The 16009-nt window shown below is 59.9% G+C and carries 12 protein-coding genes; 8 read left to right on the forward strand and 4 right to left on the reverse strand.

Going from position 1 to position 16009, the window contains the following annotated elements:
* Nucleotides 1-38 precede the first annotated feature (38 nt).
* Together JIN78_RS08880 and JIN78_RS08885 are read left to right on the forward strand one after the other, a co-directional pair.
* Nucleotides 39-4742: an autotransporter-associated beta strand repeat-containing protein gene (locus tag JIN78_RS08880; RefSeq protein ID WP_200391608.1), complete on the forward strand. Its 4704-nt coding sequence runs from the start codon at nucleotides 39-41 to the stop codon at nucleotides 4740-4742.
* A 78-nt stretch (nucleotides 4743-4820) separates the two neighbouring features.
* Complete coding sequence (locus JIN78_RS08885; protein WP_200391609.1) at nucleotides 4821-5573, forward strand: rhamnogalacturonan acetylesterase; 753 nt, start codon at nucleotides 4821-4823, stop codon at nucleotides 5571-5573.
* Between the two features lie 21 nt (nucleotides 5574-5594).
* On the opposite strand, the gene JIN78_RS08890 is transcribed toward JIN78_RS08885, so the two are convergent.
* Nucleotides 5595-7250: a HEAT repeat domain-containing protein gene (locus JIN78_RS08890; RefSeq protein WP_200391610.1), complete on the reverse strand. Its 1656-nt coding sequence runs from the start codon at nucleotides 7248-7250 to the stop codon at nucleotides 5595-5597.
* A 107-nt stretch (nucleotides 7251-7357) separates the two neighbouring features.
* Here JIN78_RS08890 and JIN78_RS08895 point away from each other — a divergent pair, with 107 nt between their 5' ends.
* Complete coding sequence (locus JIN78_RS08895; RefSeq protein WP_200391611.1) at nucleotides 7358-8293, forward strand: ABC transporter ATP-binding protein; 936 nt, start codon at nucleotides 7358-7360, stop codon at nucleotides 8291-8293.
* A gap of 18 nt (nucleotides 8294-8311) precedes the next feature.
* Here JIN78_RS08895 and hpt read toward each other — a convergent pair whose 3' ends face one another.
* The 3 genes from hpt to JIN78_RS08910 form a co-directional block, all read right to left on the reverse strand.
* Nucleotides 8312-8851, reverse strand: coding sequence for a hypoxanthine phosphoribosyltransferase (gene hpt, locus JIN78_RS08900; RefSeq protein WP_200391612.1), 540 nt, complete (start codon nucleotides 8849-8851; stop codon nucleotides 8312-8314).
* Nucleotides 8852-8925: 74 nt separating this feature from the next.
* Nucleotides 8926-9798 carry a bifunctional methylenetetrahydrofolate dehydrogenase/methenyltetrahydrofolate cyclohydrolase FolD gene (gene folD / locus JIN78_RS08905; RefSeq protein WP_200391613.1) on the reverse strand — a complete coding sequence of 291 codons (873 nt, stop codon included), beginning with the start codon at nucleotides 9796-9798 and terminating at the stop codon, nucleotides 8926-8928.
* Nucleotides 9785-10453, reverse strand: a complete 669-nt coding sequence (locus tag JIN78_RS08910) for a lysophospholipid acyltransferase family protein (protein ID WP_200391614.1) — start codon at nucleotides 10451-10453, stop codon at nucleotides 9785-9787. Before JIN78_RS08910 ends, folD begins: the two co-directional genes overlap by 14 nt.
* Before the next feature lie 130 nt (nucleotides 10454-10583).
* On the opposite strand from JIN78_RS08910, the gene JIN78_RS08915 reads away from it, so the two are divergent.
* The 5 genes from JIN78_RS08915 to JIN78_RS08935 all read left to right on the forward strand — a co-directional run bounded on the left by JIN78_RS08915 (nucleotide 10584) and on the right by JIN78_RS08935 (nucleotide 15955).
* Entirely contained in the window at nucleotides 10584-11390 is an 807-nt protein-coding gene (locus JIN78_RS08915; protein ID WP_200391615.1) for a protein-disulfide reductase DsbD domain-containing protein, read from the forward strand.
* A 114-nt stretch (nucleotides 11391-11504) separates the two neighbouring features.
* Nucleotides 11505-12149: a redoxin family protein gene (locus tag JIN78_RS08920; RefSeq protein ID WP_200391616.1), complete on the forward strand. Its 645-nt coding sequence runs from the start codon at nucleotides 11505-11507 to the stop codon at nucleotides 12147-12149.
* 122 nt (nucleotides 12150-12271) lie between these two features.
* Nucleotides 12272-13462, forward strand: coding sequence for a carboxynorspermidine decarboxylase (nspC, locus tag JIN78_RS08925; RefSeq protein ID WP_200391617.1), 1191 nt, complete (start codon nucleotides 12272-12274; stop codon nucleotides 13460-13462).
* A gap of 55 nt (nucleotides 13463-13517) precedes the next feature.
* Nucleotides 13518-14540 carry a Holliday junction branch migration DNA helicase RuvB gene (gene ruvB / locus JIN78_RS08930; RefSeq protein WP_200391618.1) on the forward strand — a complete coding sequence of 341 codons (1023 nt, stop codon included), beginning with the start codon at nucleotides 13518-13520 and terminating at the stop codon, nucleotides 14538-14540.
* 80 nt (nucleotides 14541-14620) lie between these two features.
* The gene (locus tag JIN78_RS08935) at nucleotides 14621-15955 is read left to right on the forward strand and encodes a sulfatase (protein WP_200391619.1); all 1335 of its coding nucleotides are present in this window, start codon (nucleotides 14621-14623) and stop codon (nucleotides 15953-15955) included.
* The last annotated feature ends 54 nt before the right edge of the window (nucleotides 15956-16009 follow it).

Consider the following 16009-nt stretch of genomic DNA (forward strand, 5'->3'; position numbering starts at 1 on the left):
AGCGGACGGGTCCTTCTCCGTTACAATAGGTAGTGCCCATGATCCGTCCCTCTTCGTTTCTTGCCCTTCCTTTTCTCGTCCTTCCCCTCTCCGCGCAAATCCCCGCCTTTCCTGGCGCAGAAGGCTTTGGAGCCCATGCCAATGGTGGCCGCGGCGGGGATGTCTACCATGTCACCAATCTCAACAACTCGGGACCGGGCTCGTTAAAGGAAGGGGTCGACACCGCCCCTTCTGCCGGCCGCACCATCGTTTTCGACGTCAGCGGCTACATCAACATTCGCAACGGGCGGCTCCGCATTGTGCAGGACAACATCACCATCGCGGGACAGACCGCCCCGGGTGATGGCATCGGTCTCTACGACGGCACCCTCCGGGTAACCGGAAATAATGTCATCATTCGCAATCTCCGCCTGCGTCACGGCAAAGGAGGCGCCGGTGGCGATTGCCTCAATCTCGACGCCTCGGCGGAAAATTCCATCATCGATCACGTCTCCATGCAGTTCAGCACGGATGAAAACATTTCCTTCTTCAACAGCGCTTTGGACAAGTTCACGATGCAGAACTCGCTCAGCGCCTGGGGCCTGGAAAGCCACAATGCGGGCGGCCTCTGGGACCTCGACCGCGGCTCCTGCCTCACCTCGCTCTGGGCCCACCACCACACCCGCAATCCCAAGGCTCGTCCCTACGGACTGATGGAATGGGTCAACAACGTCACCTTCGACTGGGGAATCGGCATGATCATGGGGGACTCGCAAACCCCCGCCCCTTGGAAAGCCAACGTCATCGGCTCCTATTTCCTCTCCCCTCCCGGCTACACCGATAGCATCGCCTTGGAGAAGGCGACTGTGGATCGCCATGGCAATCCCAACTTCTCTCTCTACCTCGCCGATTGTCTTCATGATTCCGATGGCGATGGGCAACTGAACGGCACCGACAAGGGCTATGCCATTGTGCGGGGAAGCGAGTATCAAAGCGGTGACCCGGCGGGAGCGAACCGCTATGTCAAATCTGCCACGCCATTCCCGGGCGCAAGTGGCAATATTGCCATCACCGTCGACGACCCTCTCACCGCTTACAAAAAAGTTCTTTCCCAAGCTGGTGCCGTCCGCATGGATGCCAACTACGCGGGCCCCTTGCGGGATGAAGTCGACACCCTTCTCTTTGAAAATCTGACCAACCAGGTTCACAGTCGCATCTCACGGGAGTCCGACCTCCCGGTGAGCAACAACGGCATGGGCACGCTCAGTTCCAGCCCGCCTCCCCTCAATACCGATCGTGATGGCATGCCCAACTTTTGGGAACAAGCCCTCGGCTACGATGCCGCCCTTGCCGATCACAACACACCAATTACCGATCCGGCCAATAGCTTTTTCCCGGCCGGAACCCCTGCTGGCTACACCCGTCTGGAGGAGTATCTTCATTTCCTCTCGCTGCCTCATGCGGTCATCGCAAAGAACACCGCCGAGCAAGCCAGCACCCTGCAGGTCGACCTGCGGCGTTACACCAGCGGTTTTTCGGAAAGCCCCGAATTCACCATCGCCGGAGTCAACGGCGGCACGATCAGCCAGCGAGCGGCCGATGGCACCACACCCGCCCCATCCGGCCCGATTGTCGCCTTCACTCCCGAGGTGGACTTTACCGGTCGCGCGGGCTTTGAGTTCACTGTGACCGATGCCGATGGCAGCACTTGGACGCAGAGCTTTGCCCTCCTCGTCACTTCCACCTCCCTCCCCCGTCAATTGCGCTGGGAAGGCGGGCAGTCCAGCACTTGGAACGAAAGTGACTTGAACTGGCGGAAGACCGACGAAGAAATCACCTCTTTCGAAAATGGCGACAACACCCTTTTCGACGACCGTTCCCAGCAAACAGACCTCACCCTGGCCGACAACCTCCTGCCCAGTTCAGTGACCCTGACCGGGAGCAAGGACTTCCGTTTTAGCGGACCTGGTCAATTGGCAGTAGCCGAAACGTTCACCAAAGCTTCCGAATCGACCCTCACCCTCGATACCCTGCTCACGACCGGGCTAGGCACCATCCTCAACGGTGGCGAAGTGATTCTCAACGACGGAGGCAACATCCAGGGCGGTTCCCTTTTTTTCAACGGCGACAGCACTCTCACCGACAATAGCTCCAGCTACTTCACCCTCAGTCCCAATCTGGTAGTGGAGGAAGGGGCGATTGGTCGCATCAACTTCTCGGATCGTTGCGATTTCGAGGGTTCTCTCTCCGGGGGAGGAACTTTTGAAATCTTCTCGCCCTCAGCCTCGGGAACGGAGGGCCGGGTCTACTTCGAAGGCTCCGCCTCGGGGGCGACGGGCCAAGTCCTCCTCTCCGGAGGAGGATACGGGCGAATCGCCCTCGTCACCAATGGAGGCTCCTTCACGGGCTTTCCCAATGCCGCCGTCCACCTCGATGGCATCTCCCTATTCACCCGCAATAATTCGAGTGGCAACAGCTACGGCCTGGGTTCCCTCAGCGGCACCGCCGATTCCCGACTCGTGGGCTCCTACTACGCGGGTCCCGCCACCTGGAATGTGGGCAGCCTCGGTCTCGACAGCGAGTTCGCAGGGGTCATCAGCAATGGCACCGGTGGGCAGGCCAACGGGCTCAACAAGTATGGTTCCGGAGTCCTCACTCTTTCGGGAGAAAACACCTACACCGGCACAACCGCCGTGCATGAGGGAGAGCTCCGGGTCACCGGCTCCTTGGGAGAAAGTGACCATTACGTCGGCAGCGGAGCCCGTTTGAGCGGCTCGGGCCCCGTCGCCCGCCTCCTCACCGCCCAAGATGGCTCCATCCTCGCCCCCGGCGATCAGGCCCGGGAAGCCGGCACTCTGATTGCGAGCAATGGCTTCGAACTGAAAGCCGCCACCTTGGAATTCGATCTTTCCGCTGATCCGGCCACGGGCAACGACCAAATCATCAATGAGAGCGGCACGTTGACAATTCGCAGCCCGGGAGGAAATGTGGGCGCTCATTTCGACTTTCATCTCCTTGACGGACAACTCTCCGCCGGAACCTATACTCTGGTCAGCGGCGGAACGGGCACCTCCGCCCCAGGCAGCCCGGCTCTGACCCACAATCTTCCCGAGGGCGCTCGTCAAAGCTTTGCCCTCAGCCGCTCCGGTGGAGGCTCCAGCGATGCCTTCATCCGCCTGACGGTAACGGGAGAATCGCAAGACCTCCTCTGGACGGGAAGCAGTGCAACCTGGGATCTGGCCGGGGAGAGCAACTGGAGTGGCAGTAGCGACGGCGATCAACGTTTCTTCAATCTCGATCGCGTTCTCTTCGATGACACCGCCGCCACCGGGAGTGTGCAATTGGCCGGAAGCCTCGCGCCCCAGCTGGTCCAGCTCACTAACAACAGTCTGGACTACACCTTCGCCGGCAGCGGTTCCGTCACCGGCATCACTCGTTTGGAAAAATCCGGCACGGCCTCACTGACCCTGGCCCATAGCGCAGGCAACGACTTCACCGGCGGAGTTTTTCTCGCCGGAGGAACCCTCGAGCTCGCCCATCCCGCGGTTGGCTTGGGGTCCAGCGAAGTCACCCTCGCAGGGGGAACCCTGGCCCTGCCAGGAAGCGCCACGTTTCTGCCAAATGACCTCATGATCACAGGGGATGCCGCGATTTCTTCCCTCTACGGAGGAAATTCCACCATCGTGGATTCCTTCAGCCACGAGCTGCGCAGCACGGGGTTTCCGACTCTCGATCTCTCGGGCGTGGCCGGCATCATCAGCCTCCGGGGAGCGATGGATGAGTTCGGCGGCACCATCGACTTTGGAAGCGGCTCCGGCATGTTGCGGCTCAATTCCGGCACCAACGGCAGCGAAGACGTCAATTTCGGGAGTGCCCAGGCCCACTTTGCCCTCGGCTCGGGAGGAGCCCGCTTGACCAATCGCAATGGGAACAAAATCATCGACTTGGGGGCTCTCTCCGGAGGACCCGAGACCCATCTCAGCGGTCGTCAGTCCGGCTCCGGCACGACTGCCACCACTTACCGCATCGGCGCCCTCAATCTCGACACCTGCTTTGATGGCACCATCAGCAATGGCGGCGATCAGGGCGGCCTCAATCTCGTCAAAGTCGGCTCGGGCTCTCTCTGCCTCGGTGGCATCTCCGACTTGGTCGGGTCCTTGCAATTGAGTGAAGGCCATCTTTCTCTCCCTGGTTCGCTCGTCCTCTCCGGTCCCACCGAGATGGAAGCCAGCACCCTGCTCTCTCTGGAGAATGGCAGTCTCACCACCGAATCCCTCACCATTCCTGCCGGGGCTACCCTTGCTGGTCCCGGACAGTTTTCCGGCGATCTGGTCAATAACGGGCTCCTCACCAGCGCGGAAGGGACTCTGCAAATCGAAGGTGACATCGTGAACAACGGCGTGGCCCGCCTCACCTCGCAATCTCTCCTCGAGGTCTCGGGCGAATTCGTCAATCACGGCATCCTCGATCTCCTCACCGCAGGCGGTGGCGCCCCCACCAATCTGGTCAATCACGGCGTGGTCATCGATTCCAGCTCCCTCCAGCCACTTTCTTTCTCTTGGGAGGATGGCTCTCTCTCCCTCACCCTCGCCAGTTACGAAGGCTACCTCTATCAACTACAAAGCTCTCCTTCCCTGGAGGCGAATAGCTGGATGCCCCTGGGGACCCCTGCAAGGGGCATCAATGGCGAACTGACTCTCACCGACACCCCTTCAGCCACCGCGCTTTTTTACCGGGTCATGGTCAGCCCTGAGAACGAGTAATTTTTCGCTCCCACTTACCCCAATCGGGGAGGGAACTTTCCCTATTCCCCTCCCCCCTTGTGCCTCTAGACTCGGCCCATGCGAAGCCTTCTCATTCTTTTCCTCTCCATCACCGGACTCCTGGCCAAGCCCACTCTCTGGATCATCGGAGACTCCACCGTGCGCAACAACACCCGCGGCCAACAGGGCTGGGGCGACCCTCTGGCACAGGAGTTCGAGGAAGAAAAGATCACCGTCATCAACCGGGCCATCGGCGGCCGCAGCAGCCGGTCCTTTCTCACCGAAGGACGTTGGGAAGAGGTTCGCCGCGAGCTGAAAAAGGGAGACTTCGTCCTCATTCAGTTCGGCCACAACGATGGCGGCCAGATGTTCCGGGGGGACCGCCCCCGAGCCAGCATCAAGGGCACGGGTGAGGAGTCGGAAACCGGAGTGGTGGAGGCCACCGGGAAAGAAGAAACCGTGCACAGCTACGGCTGGTATCTGCGCAAATACTGCCAGGACGCTCTCGCCCAAGGAGCCACCCCAGTGGTGATCTCGCTCATTCCCCGCAACATTCGCGACCAGGAGGGCCTCATTCAACCCGACACCCGCAGCTACGCCAAGTGGGCGGAAGAAAGCGCCACCGCTACCGGAGCGCTTTTCATTCCCTTCAACCGTCTCTTGGCGGAAAAATACAATGAACTGGGGAAAGAGGAAACCGATGCCATTTTTTGTGGCACCGACCACACCCACACCAGCCCCCGGGGCGCGGCCTTCAATGCCAGCGTGCTCGCCAAAGCCCTCCGCGAACTCCCCGAGAGTCCGTTTGCCAAATTTCTTAAGGAGGAGTGAGAGAATGTGGATCCAAGATCGCTATTTCAAGTTTTGGATCGAATCGGCCAACGCCCTTCGGACCGAGGAGTCCTCCTCGCCCTCCAGTAGTTTCTGCAACCAATCAAGGTCACTCTCGGAACACACTCGATCAACCTTTAGAGCTGCCGAAAACCGGACTCCCTTATCTGGATCGACCAGAGCTTCTTGAATCACCAGAAGAGCCTCTTCCTTAGGGAGCAAAGACACGACATAGACGGCGGCTTTGCGAATCGTTTGAGTTTTGTGAACCACTCCCCTGCGCACAAATTCCGCAGCACGAGTTTTCAGCTCAGGATCATCCCACGACTCGTTGGACATGTTCACGAACACATTGTGAATCTCGAACTCAAATTTCCCATCCTCATTTTCTTCCGAAAGGAAATACTCCATACGCTTGAAGACAAAAGGAACCCTTTTTTCAGACTCCAGTATCTCCAGTAGAGAAAAGGTGCGAGGGTGGGCAAGCTCCATTTGCTCACTCCTTCGCTCCACTACTGGCAAAATCCGAGGATCTCGAACGCCTTCTTCCAGCAGGTCTTCTAGCACATGGCTCCAAGAGTCCCAATTCACCAAATCTCTGGCAGTCGCCGCCGAGAGAAAGCTCTCCAGAATGATCTCTTTCTGCTCTTCGCTAACCGGGACCTTTTCATCGCCAAACGGATCTCCCCCCTCATCAAAAATGTCCTCACACCAGGCAAGAGTGCCTTCCGGAGCCTGAAGCTTTTTCCACTGATACCACTCATCCGACCATTGAACCAATCGGCCCTCGCGAAAAGGGAGAGTGATGGTCTGCTGAGTGCCCCGTTGATCCTCTGATCGCTCAACCCATTGATATTTTAGAGAATGAGCATCTTCTTCAGTTGGCTCGCGACCTATGAGCTCGGCAACCTGAGCTTGGGACATCCCCTTCCGGAGCCAGCCCAAAGCCCCTTTCCATCCCCGCCTTTCTTTTACCATCCGTTGCCAATGAGCTTTCCCATACTCGGGCGCCACCTTGGTAAACCGAAGGGAGCAGCCAATCCGGGCATAAGCCTCCTGCCGGATAGCCGAATGAGTCCATTCGAAAAGGATGGCCCGATGCGTTCCGTTGATAACTTGCACTTTTTTAAGATTCCCTCCCGGCAACTGACTCAGCTCCAATAGACCGCCGTCAGTATTGACAAAGGTTCGCAATGCAATCGGGCCGCAGAGACAAATTCCCTCGTCGAACCACTCGGCCTCGGTCACCAGGAGGAGCCCATAGGGAGCCTTCTCCTCTCCCACCGTCATCCGGTAGACTCTTTGGAAGGAGTGATCCGTAGTGCCTACCGCGCTACCTGAGATTCGCAACTCGGGCTTTTCGTCGGGACTAAACATTTCCACGTGGAAGTCCTTGTGAGCAGGAACATCGAAAGAAACCAAATCATCCGTAAATCTCCGCCACTCTCCTTCGGCAGTATACTGAAAAACCTCATTTTCAGCGAATTCATAAGGACCATAGTGATCCTTCTCCTCGGGAAGTAAACCTGTCGCCTCAAAAACCCGTTGCCAAGGAGTAGTGTGCTCTCGCCTGACATCATTTCGGAGAGAATCATCCCCCCAGCCCACGGAACTTGCAACGAGGACTAAAAAACTGGTACCGACCAATCGCCCAAAATCCATCACTTCTCTTATCATGGGCTCAATCCAAACACGAGCCGGAAGCGGAGGGCGGAGAATAATTTTTCTCTCCGACGAGGTTCGGCGTTGAAAGGAGGACGGGGAGAAGGCAGGGTCGCTTCCGCATGATTGCCGTCGAGAATCTCACCAAGAGCTATGGCCGCCACACGGCGGTGGATGCCATTTCCTTTGAAGTGAACGAGGGCGACGTGGTGGGCTTTCTGGGGCCGAATGGAGCCGGCAAGACCTCGACCATCCGGGTGCTGACCGGCTACCACCCCCCCACCTCGGGCGCGGCCAGCGTGGCAGGATACGATATTTTCCGCCAATCCATCGAGGCCCGTCGTCAGATTGGCTACATGCCGGAAAACGTGCCACTCTACCGCGAGATGCGGGTGCGCGAGTTCCTCAAACACCGGGGCACCCTGAAAGGCTTACGAGGCAAAGAGCTGCAGAAGCGGCTCGATATCGTGATCGAGGAGTGCGGCCTGGGGGATGTCCGCCGCAAGATGATCAAGACCCTCTCCAAGGGCTACCGCCAGCGTGTCGGCCTCGCCGATGCCCTCGTGCATGACCCACCGCTTCTCATCCTCGACGAGCCCACCAACGGCCTCGACCCCAACCAGATTCGCTCCATCCGCAATCTCATCAAAAATCTGGCCGCCGACCGCACCATTTTCCTCTCCTCCCACATTCTCTCCGAAGTGGAGATGATTTGCAAAAAAGTGATCATCCTCGAAGGCGGCCACATCAAGGCCAATGACACTCCAGCCAACCTGGTGAAGAACATGCGCGCAGCTGGGCATATTTCTCTCGAGATTCAGGCTCCCCGGGAAGCTCTCCTTGCGGCCATCGGCGAGCTCCCCCACATCAAGAAGACCTCCGTGCTGGAGTCCAGCGACGATGGCTGGCACAAGTTGTCCATCTTGGTCGACTCTAATACCGAGACCCGACCCCGGCTTTCGAAAATGGCGGAGGACCAGAAGTGGCCCCTTCGCACTCTCTATCGCCATGAAGGCACCCTTGAGGATGTCTTTGTGGAGCTCACCCGCAAGGATTGAACGCCTTTTTCCCTTCCCTCAGCGGCGGTAGACCTCTTCCTTGAGCACTCCCACGAAGGGAAGATTTCGGTAGCGGCCCTGGTAATCGAGGCCGTAACCGACGACGAATTCATCCCCGATCTCGAAAGCCATGTAGTCGGCCTCCACTTCCTCGGCCCGTTCTTTCTCCTTGCTCAGAAGCACGGCCGTGCGGACGGAGGACGCGCCTAGGGCGAGGAGCTTGTCCTTCACCGCCTTGAGGGTGCGGCCGGTATCGAGGATGTCGTCGATGAGGAGGATGCGGCGGCCTTTCACCTCGGGCAACTTGGCATCAAGAAATTCGACCACGCCACTGCTCTCGGTGCCGCCATGGTAACTGGCCACGCTCAGAGTCTCGATCTGCAGGGGCACGGGCAGGCGGCGGCAGAGGTCGGCCATAAAGACGAGAGCCCCGGTGAGAATGCCCACCACGAGAATCTCCTGGTCTTCAAAATCGGCCAACACCTTGTCCGCAACGGTGTCGAGGCGGCGTAGAATCACCTCTTCATCAATGAGCACCTTGGCAATATCCTCGTTCACCTCCCCAAGCAAGCAGAGGCCGGGCCGGGGGGGAACCGCAAAATGTCCGCGAGGGAAATTCCTCCCCCCCGCGATCAGGCTCCCTGCTGGCGGGCCGCCTGCAAGGTATTCTTCATGAGCATGGCAATGGTCATGGGGCCAACGCCACCCGGCACGGGAGTGATGGCCGCGCACTTCTCAGCCACCTCCTCAAAGGCGACATCCCCGGTCAACCGGTAGCCCCGCTTCTTGCTGGCATCGTCCACGCGGTTGACACCCACATCGATAACGACCGCACCGTCTTTGACAAAGTCGCCCTTGATCATTTCCGGGCGGCCCACGGCAGCGATCAGGATATCGGCCCGGCGGCAGACCGCAGCCAAATCCTGGGTGCGGGAGTGGGCGATGGTGACGGTGGCATCCGCCCCCCGGGCAACGAGAAGCAGAGCCATGGGCTTGCCCACGATCATGCTGCGGCCCACGACCACCACCTCTTTGCCTACGGTCTCAATGCCGTATTCCGCCAAGAGACGCATGCATCCGGCCGGGGTGCAGGCCACGAAGCCAGTGGGGTCCTCCAGAGTCAGCTTGGCGACATTGGCCGGGTGAAAGCCATCGACATCCTTGGCTGGTTCAATGGCCCGCACGATGGCCGCTTCATCGATTGGAGCCGGCAAAGGCGACTGCACGAGGATTCCATGAATAGCGGCATCTTCGTTGAGCTCTTGCACCACTTTCAGGAGGTCTTCTTGACTGGTCCCCGCGGGCAGTTCGATCTTGCGGGAGTAAACTCCGATGTCGCCACAGGTCCGCACCTTGGAGCCGACATACACCTGCGAGGCCGGGTCTTCTCCCACCAGGACCACCGCCAGCCCGGGGGTGATGCCCTCGGCGAGAAGGGCCTGCACGTCCTCCCGGCACTCTTCCAACACTTTCGCGGAAACCGCTTTGCCATCAATTGTCGTCATCTCTGCCCGCATTCAAACTCTCTCGCATCACTTCCTCCACCTTTTTCCGGTAAAATTCCAAGTCATCCTCCGAAAGTGAAGGCGGAACGACGATCTCCTCGCCGAAGACAACTTCGGCCCTGCTGTAAGGATGGGGAATCTGAAAACGGTCCCAGGAGCCCAGCTCCCAGTAGCGTTCGTAATTGACGAGAAACGGAATGATGGGTGCGCCAGTGAGGGAGGAAAGTTTGACCAATCCCGGCTGAATCTCGTAGAGCGGACCGCGCGGGCCATCCGGAGTGATACAAACATGATTCCCCGCAGAGATGGCCTTTCGCAGAGCCACTAGGGCGGCCGCCCCCCGTCGCGAGGAGGAGCCCCGCACAGCTCCGAGGCCAAAGCACTCCATGGCGGCCGCCAGGGAGGCCCCATCCTTGCTGGCACTGGTCAAGACCACGCCAGGCCGATGCTCCCGCCAATGACCAGCCGCCGCCGCAGCTCCGATCATGCGATTGTGATACAGCGCAAAGATACGGGGAGTAGGAGTGAGCGGTCCCTGGCAACGGTAACGCACCGTGAGGGCAAGTGTGCGGGCCAGCGCCACGGCCAGCGCTCCGGCCGCTTTCCCCAAGGCGAGCGCCTGCCACGAGCTGCGGATGTCGTGCTTTTTTGCCATGACCAAACTTACCCCGCGAGGGAACCGCGTTCTCCCCGCCCTGACAACGCTTAAGGACGTTCTATCGCGACAATCCCGAGGCAAACTTTCCCTTGAAATGCGCGCCAGCTGGGAAAGACTACTGGCCATAATGACTGGAAAATTGACTGCCACTCTTTCCGTTGCCGCCACCCTCCCGCTCGCCGCCGCCGACGGGGGGGCCTCCGCCCGCATCATCGCCCATGAAGCCGGAGCCTCCGAGTCCGAGCACTGGTTTGCCGTCGAAGTGACCCCCGATCCCGGCTACCACGTTTACTACAAAAATCCGGGCGAAATGGGCCTCCCGGTCAAGCTGAAGCTGGAGAATCTGCCGGAAGGCGTCACCGTGGGTGATCTGCACTACCCGGCACCGCACCGCATGCTCACCGGCGAGCTGGCCACCTTTGGCTACGAGGAGCCCACCCGCTTCCTTTTTCCGGTCACCTTCGCCGACAAGGACCAGCTCCCCGACGAGCCTGTGGAAGCCGTGGTCACTTGGCTTTCCTGCAACGACGGCCAATGCCTCCCGGGCAAGGTCTCCCTCAGTCTAAACTTCAGCGAACCCGAAAGGGTGGACCTCTCCCCCGAAATCGCGGCCTTGCCCCAGGATGGCAGCGAGAGCTGGCAACCCGAACTCAGCGCCATCGAGGGGGATTGGCAACTCAAGCTGCAGATCCCCGCCGAGAGCAAGATTCCGGCAGAAGCACATTGGGACCTCTTCTCCGAAACCGCCGACTTCATCGACCCGGCCACCGAGCCTACCTTCACCCGCGAGGAAGACCAGCTGGTCGTGACTGTGCCACAGGCGGAATACGTCGACACTCTCGACTCCGAAGTGCCGGTGGTGCTGCACCTCACCGGGCCCCAACCCGCAGTCAAATTGACCCTCTCGCAAAAAAATGACGAAAGTGGGGAATAAAAGCGAAGAAACACTCTCCTAGTGCCGTTCCTATGTCTGGTGGGAATGGTTCGGCCCGGTTCGCCGGGTGCAAATCCAGACACACAACCAAAGAGAACATCCTCCCAAAATACGATGAAAATGAAAGTAGCCTCCTCCCTTCTGATCGCCTTTGCCGCCCTGGCCCTGCCCGCATCCGCCCACTGTGGCAAATGCGCCAAGGACAAGGACAAATCTGCGGAAGCAGCCCATAGCGAAGGTGCCGAGCCCGGCGAGCACGCTCCCGGCTTCACCCTCACCGACCTCGCAGGCAACGAGCACAAGCTCGCCGACTACGCTGGCAAGGTTGTCGTTCTCGAGTGGGTCAACTACGGCTGCCCCTTCGTGAAGAAGCACTACGGCTCTGGCAACATGCCCAAGCTGCAGGAGACCTACACCGGCAAGGACGTGGTGTGGTTCGCCGTGGCCTCTGGCAACACCGCCAAGGGCTTCACTACCGCCGATGCTGAGAAAAATGGCTCCAAAGCCTCGGCCATCCTCCTCGACCCCACCGGCGAAACTGGCAAGGCTTATGACGCCAAGACCACTCCCCACATGATCGTCATCGATAAGGACGGCCACGTGGCTTACAATGGCGCCATCGACTCCAACAGCTCTTCCGATCCCGCCGACATTGCTTCTTCCGAGAACTATGTCGCCTCGGCTCTCGACGCGGTTCTGGCCGGCAAAAAAGTCGAGACCGCCAAAACCAAGCCTTACGGCTGCTCGGTCAAATACTAAGTCCTGAGACAAACAACGCTTTTTCCCGGCAAACGGCCCTCCCCGGTGGAGAGCCGTTTTTTTTGTCCCCCGGCATTGACTCCAGGGCAAAAACGCGAGGAGATCCCTCTCGTCCACCCGTCATGGCCCAATACCTCATCTCCTTGCCCGCGCTGGTTGCCAATGCCCGCATTCTCCGCGAAGTCGCCGACCAATCCGGTGCCCGCATTGTCCTAGCCCTGAAAGCCTTTTCCCTCTGGCCCAGCTTTGCCGCCGTGCGCCCCTACCTCGATGGCTGCTGTGCTTCCGGCCTTTGGGAAGCCCGCCTGGCCCACGATCATTTTGGCAAAGACATCCTGACCTACTCGCCCGCCTACAGCGCGGACCATGTGCGGGAACTGCTGGCCTTCACCACCCATCTCGACTTCAATTCCCTCTCCCAATGGCAGCGCTTTCGCGAAGAGTGCCTGGCTCACCCCCGGGCGCAGGCCGGAGAGGTTCACTTCGGTCTCCGCATCAACCCTCTCCACTCCACGGGCCAGACTCCACTCTACGATCCTTGCTCGCCAGGATGCCGCCTCGGAGTGACCCGCGACCAATTGACGGGAGCGGATTTATCCGGTCTCTCCACCCTCCACTTCCACACCCTGTGCGAGCAACCAGCACAGGATCTGGTGAGCACGATGGCCGCAGTCGAGCGGGATTTCGGAGAGCTCTTGGCCAGCCCCCAGATCACCGACCTCAATATGGGGGGCGGCCACTGGATCAGCAAACCGGACTATGACCGAACCGCGCTGGTCAACCTCATTCGACGCATTCAGCAAGAATACGGAGTGCAGGTCTGGCTCGAGCCCGGAGAAGCCCTCGCCATTCACACCGGGGTCTTGCGCGCCACCGTGCTGGATGTCTTCGCCAGCCAAGGCCTCCGCCATGCCGTGCTCGACATCTCCGCCACCTGCCACATGCCCGATGTGCTGGAAATGCCCTACCGGCCCGACGTCTATCTCGTGGGCGGAGAGGAGGCAGCCACCGCCCCAGCGGTCACTTTACCCGGCGAAAGCTATGAATTGGCGGGGGAAAATGGCCCCTGCCCGCACCGCCTGGGAGGGCCCAGCTGCCTGGCTGGAGACAACATAGGCGACTTTTCCTTCTCCCGCCCCCTCGAAGTGGGCGACGTGCTCGTTTTCGACGACATGGCCCACTACACCTTCGTCAAATCCACCCTATTCAATGGCGTGCCCCATCCCGAACTCGCCCTTTTGCACGAAGAGGGCACCATCGAAACCGTGCGGGCATTCGGTTACGAGGATTTCGCGGGGCGCTTGGGAAAATGAGACAGAAAAGCGGCGTGCTCTCCCCCTCTCCCCTGCCCCATTATCCCGCCAGCCCATGACCGATCCCTTCGACCCCAAATTGGACTCCGGAGAAGACTCCCCCTTCGATGTCTCCCTGCGACCGCCCGATTTTGCCGACTTTCATGGACAGGAAAAGGTCAAGGACCGCCTCATCCTGATGGTCGAAGCAGCCCGCCAGCGGGGGGACGTCCTGGAGCATGTTCTCCTCTCCGGCCCGCCCGGCTTGGGCAAAACCACCCTCGCCAACATCATCGCCAGCGCCACCGGGACCAATCTGCACACCACCTCGGGGCCCCAGATCGAGAAGGCCGGCGACCTCGCGGGCATCCTGACCAATCTGCAAAAAGGCGACCTACTCTTCATCGACGAAATCCACCGCCTGCACCCCGCCATCGAGGAATACCTCTACCCCGCGATGGAGGATTACCGCCTCGACATCATCATCGATTCCGGTCCTTCGGCCCGCTCCATTCAGCTTAATCTACCCAAGTTCACCCTCGTGGCCGCCACCACCCGGGCCGGCAAGCTGACCGCCCCCCTGCGCTCCCGTTTCGGGCTCATCAATCGCCTCGACTACTACACCGCCCCAGAGCTGGCCCACATTCTCACCCGCACCGCCAGCATCCTCGCCGTGCCCATCGACCCCGAGGGCGCGCTTGAAATCGCCCGCCGCTCGCGGGGCACTCCGCGCATTGCCAACAATCTTCTCCGCTGGGTGCGCGATTACGCCCAGGTGCGCGCCGAGGGGGCCATCACCGGTCCCGTGGCCATCGCGGCGCTCGGCATGATCGACATCGATTCCGATGGCCTTGATGAGATGGACAAGCGCCTGCTGGAAGCTCTCATCTACAAGTTCCAAGGCGGCCCCTGCGGCTTGAAGACCCTGGCCACCGCCCTGGGCGAGGACGAGTCCACCCTCGAAGAAGTGCACGAGCCCTTTCTCATCATGCAGGGATTTCTCAAGCGCACCCCCCGCGGCCGGGTGGCTCTTCCCCCCGCCTACCACAAGATCGGGGCCCAACCTCCCCAAGACGGGGGACAGGGCGAGCTGCTCTAACCCCCCTCATTTGGCAAAAAATACGAATCAGAACCGAAAGAAACATTTTCGATTGGCACGTAACGAGTATCATCCTTTCCATGATGAAAAAATTGATCGCCCTGCTCGCGCTGGTCTCGTCCTGCCTCTGGGCCGACGAGAAACCCAATATTCTGGTTCTTTACTCCGACGATGCCGGTTACGCCGATTTTGGGTTCCAGCCCAATTGCGTGCCGGAGATAAAGGAGCTCACCCCTCACATCGACTCCATTGCCCGCGAGGGCGTTCGCTTCAGCAATGCCTACATGTCGGGGGCGGTGTGCTCGCCCTCCCGCGCCGGACTCATGACCGGTCGCTACCAACAACGCTTCGGCTTCGATAACAATCTCCCTCCCGGCACCAAAAGTGGCGCCTCCCTGGAAGAAACCTTCGCCGCCAAATATCTGCAAGACCAGGGCTACCGCACCGGATTGGTCGGCAAATGGCACCTCGGCTACCCCCCGGAATATCATCCCAACGAGCGCGGCTTCGACTGGTTTTATGGCCTGTTGCAAGGGTCCCGCACCTTCTTTCCCTATGAGAAGCCAAGCCCCCACCGGGTGATTTTGGAGAACAAGAAGGCCACCCCCGAGGGAGGATACATCACCGACCGCTTTGGCGACGCCGCCTGCCAATTCATCCGCCGGGAGAAGGAAAACCCCTTCTTCCTCTTCGTGTCGTTCACCGCTCCCCACAGCCCCAACCAACCCAAGCCGGAGGATGCCGATCGCACGGCGCACATCGCTAAAGCCAGTCGTCGCAACCATTGCGGGCTCACGGTGGCTCTGGACGACAATATCGGCAAAATTCTCGCCTGCCTTGAGGAACAGGGCCTGAGCGAAAAGACCCTCGTCATTTTCACCAATGACAACGGAGGGCAGACCTTGACCGGAGCCGACAACACCCCCCTGCTGGGCCACAAGGGACAATTCACCGAGGGCGGTCTCCGCGTGCCCATGGCCATGCGCTGGCCCGGGAAGATCGAAGCCGGCAGCGTCATCGACGATCCGGTCATTTCCCTCGATTTCGTCCCCACCTTCTTGCAAATGGCCGGGGGGGCCACCGAGCTCAAGAAACCCCTCGATGGCATCGACTTGCTTCCTCGCCTCACCGGAGAAAAGAGCGATCTGCCCGAGCGCACGCTCTTCTGGCGCAGCGGAGGAAAAGGAGGCCGTTATGCCGTCCGCCAAGGCGACTGGAAACTCCTGCGCAATGGTCCCGATGAGGTTCAGCTCTTTAATCTCGCGGCGGACATCTCCGAGTCGAACAACCTCGCCGCCGAAGAACCCGCATTGGTCGCCAAACTACAAGCAGAACTCGCGAGCTGGGAAGCCGAGCTGGTCGAACCCTGGTGGGGACCGGGCTCGCCGCGGCGCGAAAAAAGGGAAACGCCCTGACCTCCTGAAGGAGAGGATGCTTCCTTTCCTGAGGGCTGAACCGGGCCCAAAAAG

Source organism: Roseibacillus ishigakijimensis (assembly GCF_016595415.1).
GTDB classification, from domain to species: domain Bacteria; phylum Verrucomicrobiota; class Verrucomicrobiia; order Verrucomicrobiales; family Akkermansiaceae; genus Roseibacillus; species Roseibacillus ishigakijimensis.

Excerpts from the sequence above, each read along its gene's own strand:
- JIN78_RS08880 (WP_200391608.1), top strand. The coding sequence starts at position 39 with ATGATCCGTCCCTCTTCGTTTCTTGCCCTTCCTTTTCTCGTCCTTCCC.
- JIN78_RS08885 (WP_200391609.1), top strand. The coding sequence starts at position 4,821 with ATGCGAAGCCTTCTCATTCTTTTCCTCTCCATCACCGGACTCCTGGCC.
- JIN78_RS08890 (WP_200391610.1), bottom strand. The coding sequence starts at position 7,250 with ATGATAAGAGAAGTGATGGATTTTGGGCGATTGGTCGGTACCAGTTTT.
- JIN78_RS08895 (WP_200391611.1), top strand. The coding sequence starts at position 7,358 with ATGATTGCCGTCGAGAATCTCACCAAGAGCTATGGCCGCCACACGGCG.
- folD (WP_200391613.1), bottom strand. The coding sequence starts at position 9,798 with ATGACGACAATTGATGGCAAAGCGGTTTCCGCGAAAGTGTTGGAAGAG.
- JIN78_RS08910 (WP_200391614.1), bottom strand. The coding sequence starts at position 10,453 with ATGGCAAAAAAGCACGACATCCGCAGCTCGTGGCAGGCGCTCGCCTTG.
- JIN78_RS08915 (WP_200391615.1), top strand. The coding sequence starts at position 10,584 with ATGACTGGAAAATTGACTGCCACTCTTTCCGTTGCCGCCACCCTCCCG.
- JIN78_RS08920 (WP_200391616.1), top strand. The coding sequence starts at position 11,505 with ATGAAAATGAAAGTAGCCTCCTCCCTTCTGATCGCCTTTGCCGCCCTG.
- nspC (WP_200391617.1), top strand. The coding sequence starts at position 12,272 with ATGGCCCAATACCTCATCTCCTTGCCCGCGCTGGTTGCCAATGCCCGC.
- ruvB (WP_200391618.1), top strand. The coding sequence starts at position 13,518 with ATGACCGATCCCTTCGACCCCAAATTGGACTCCGGAGAAGACTCCCCC.
- JIN78_RS08935 (WP_200391619.1), top strand. The coding sequence starts at position 14,621 with ATGATGAAAAAATTGATCGCCCTGCTCGCGCTGGTCTCGTCCTGCCTC.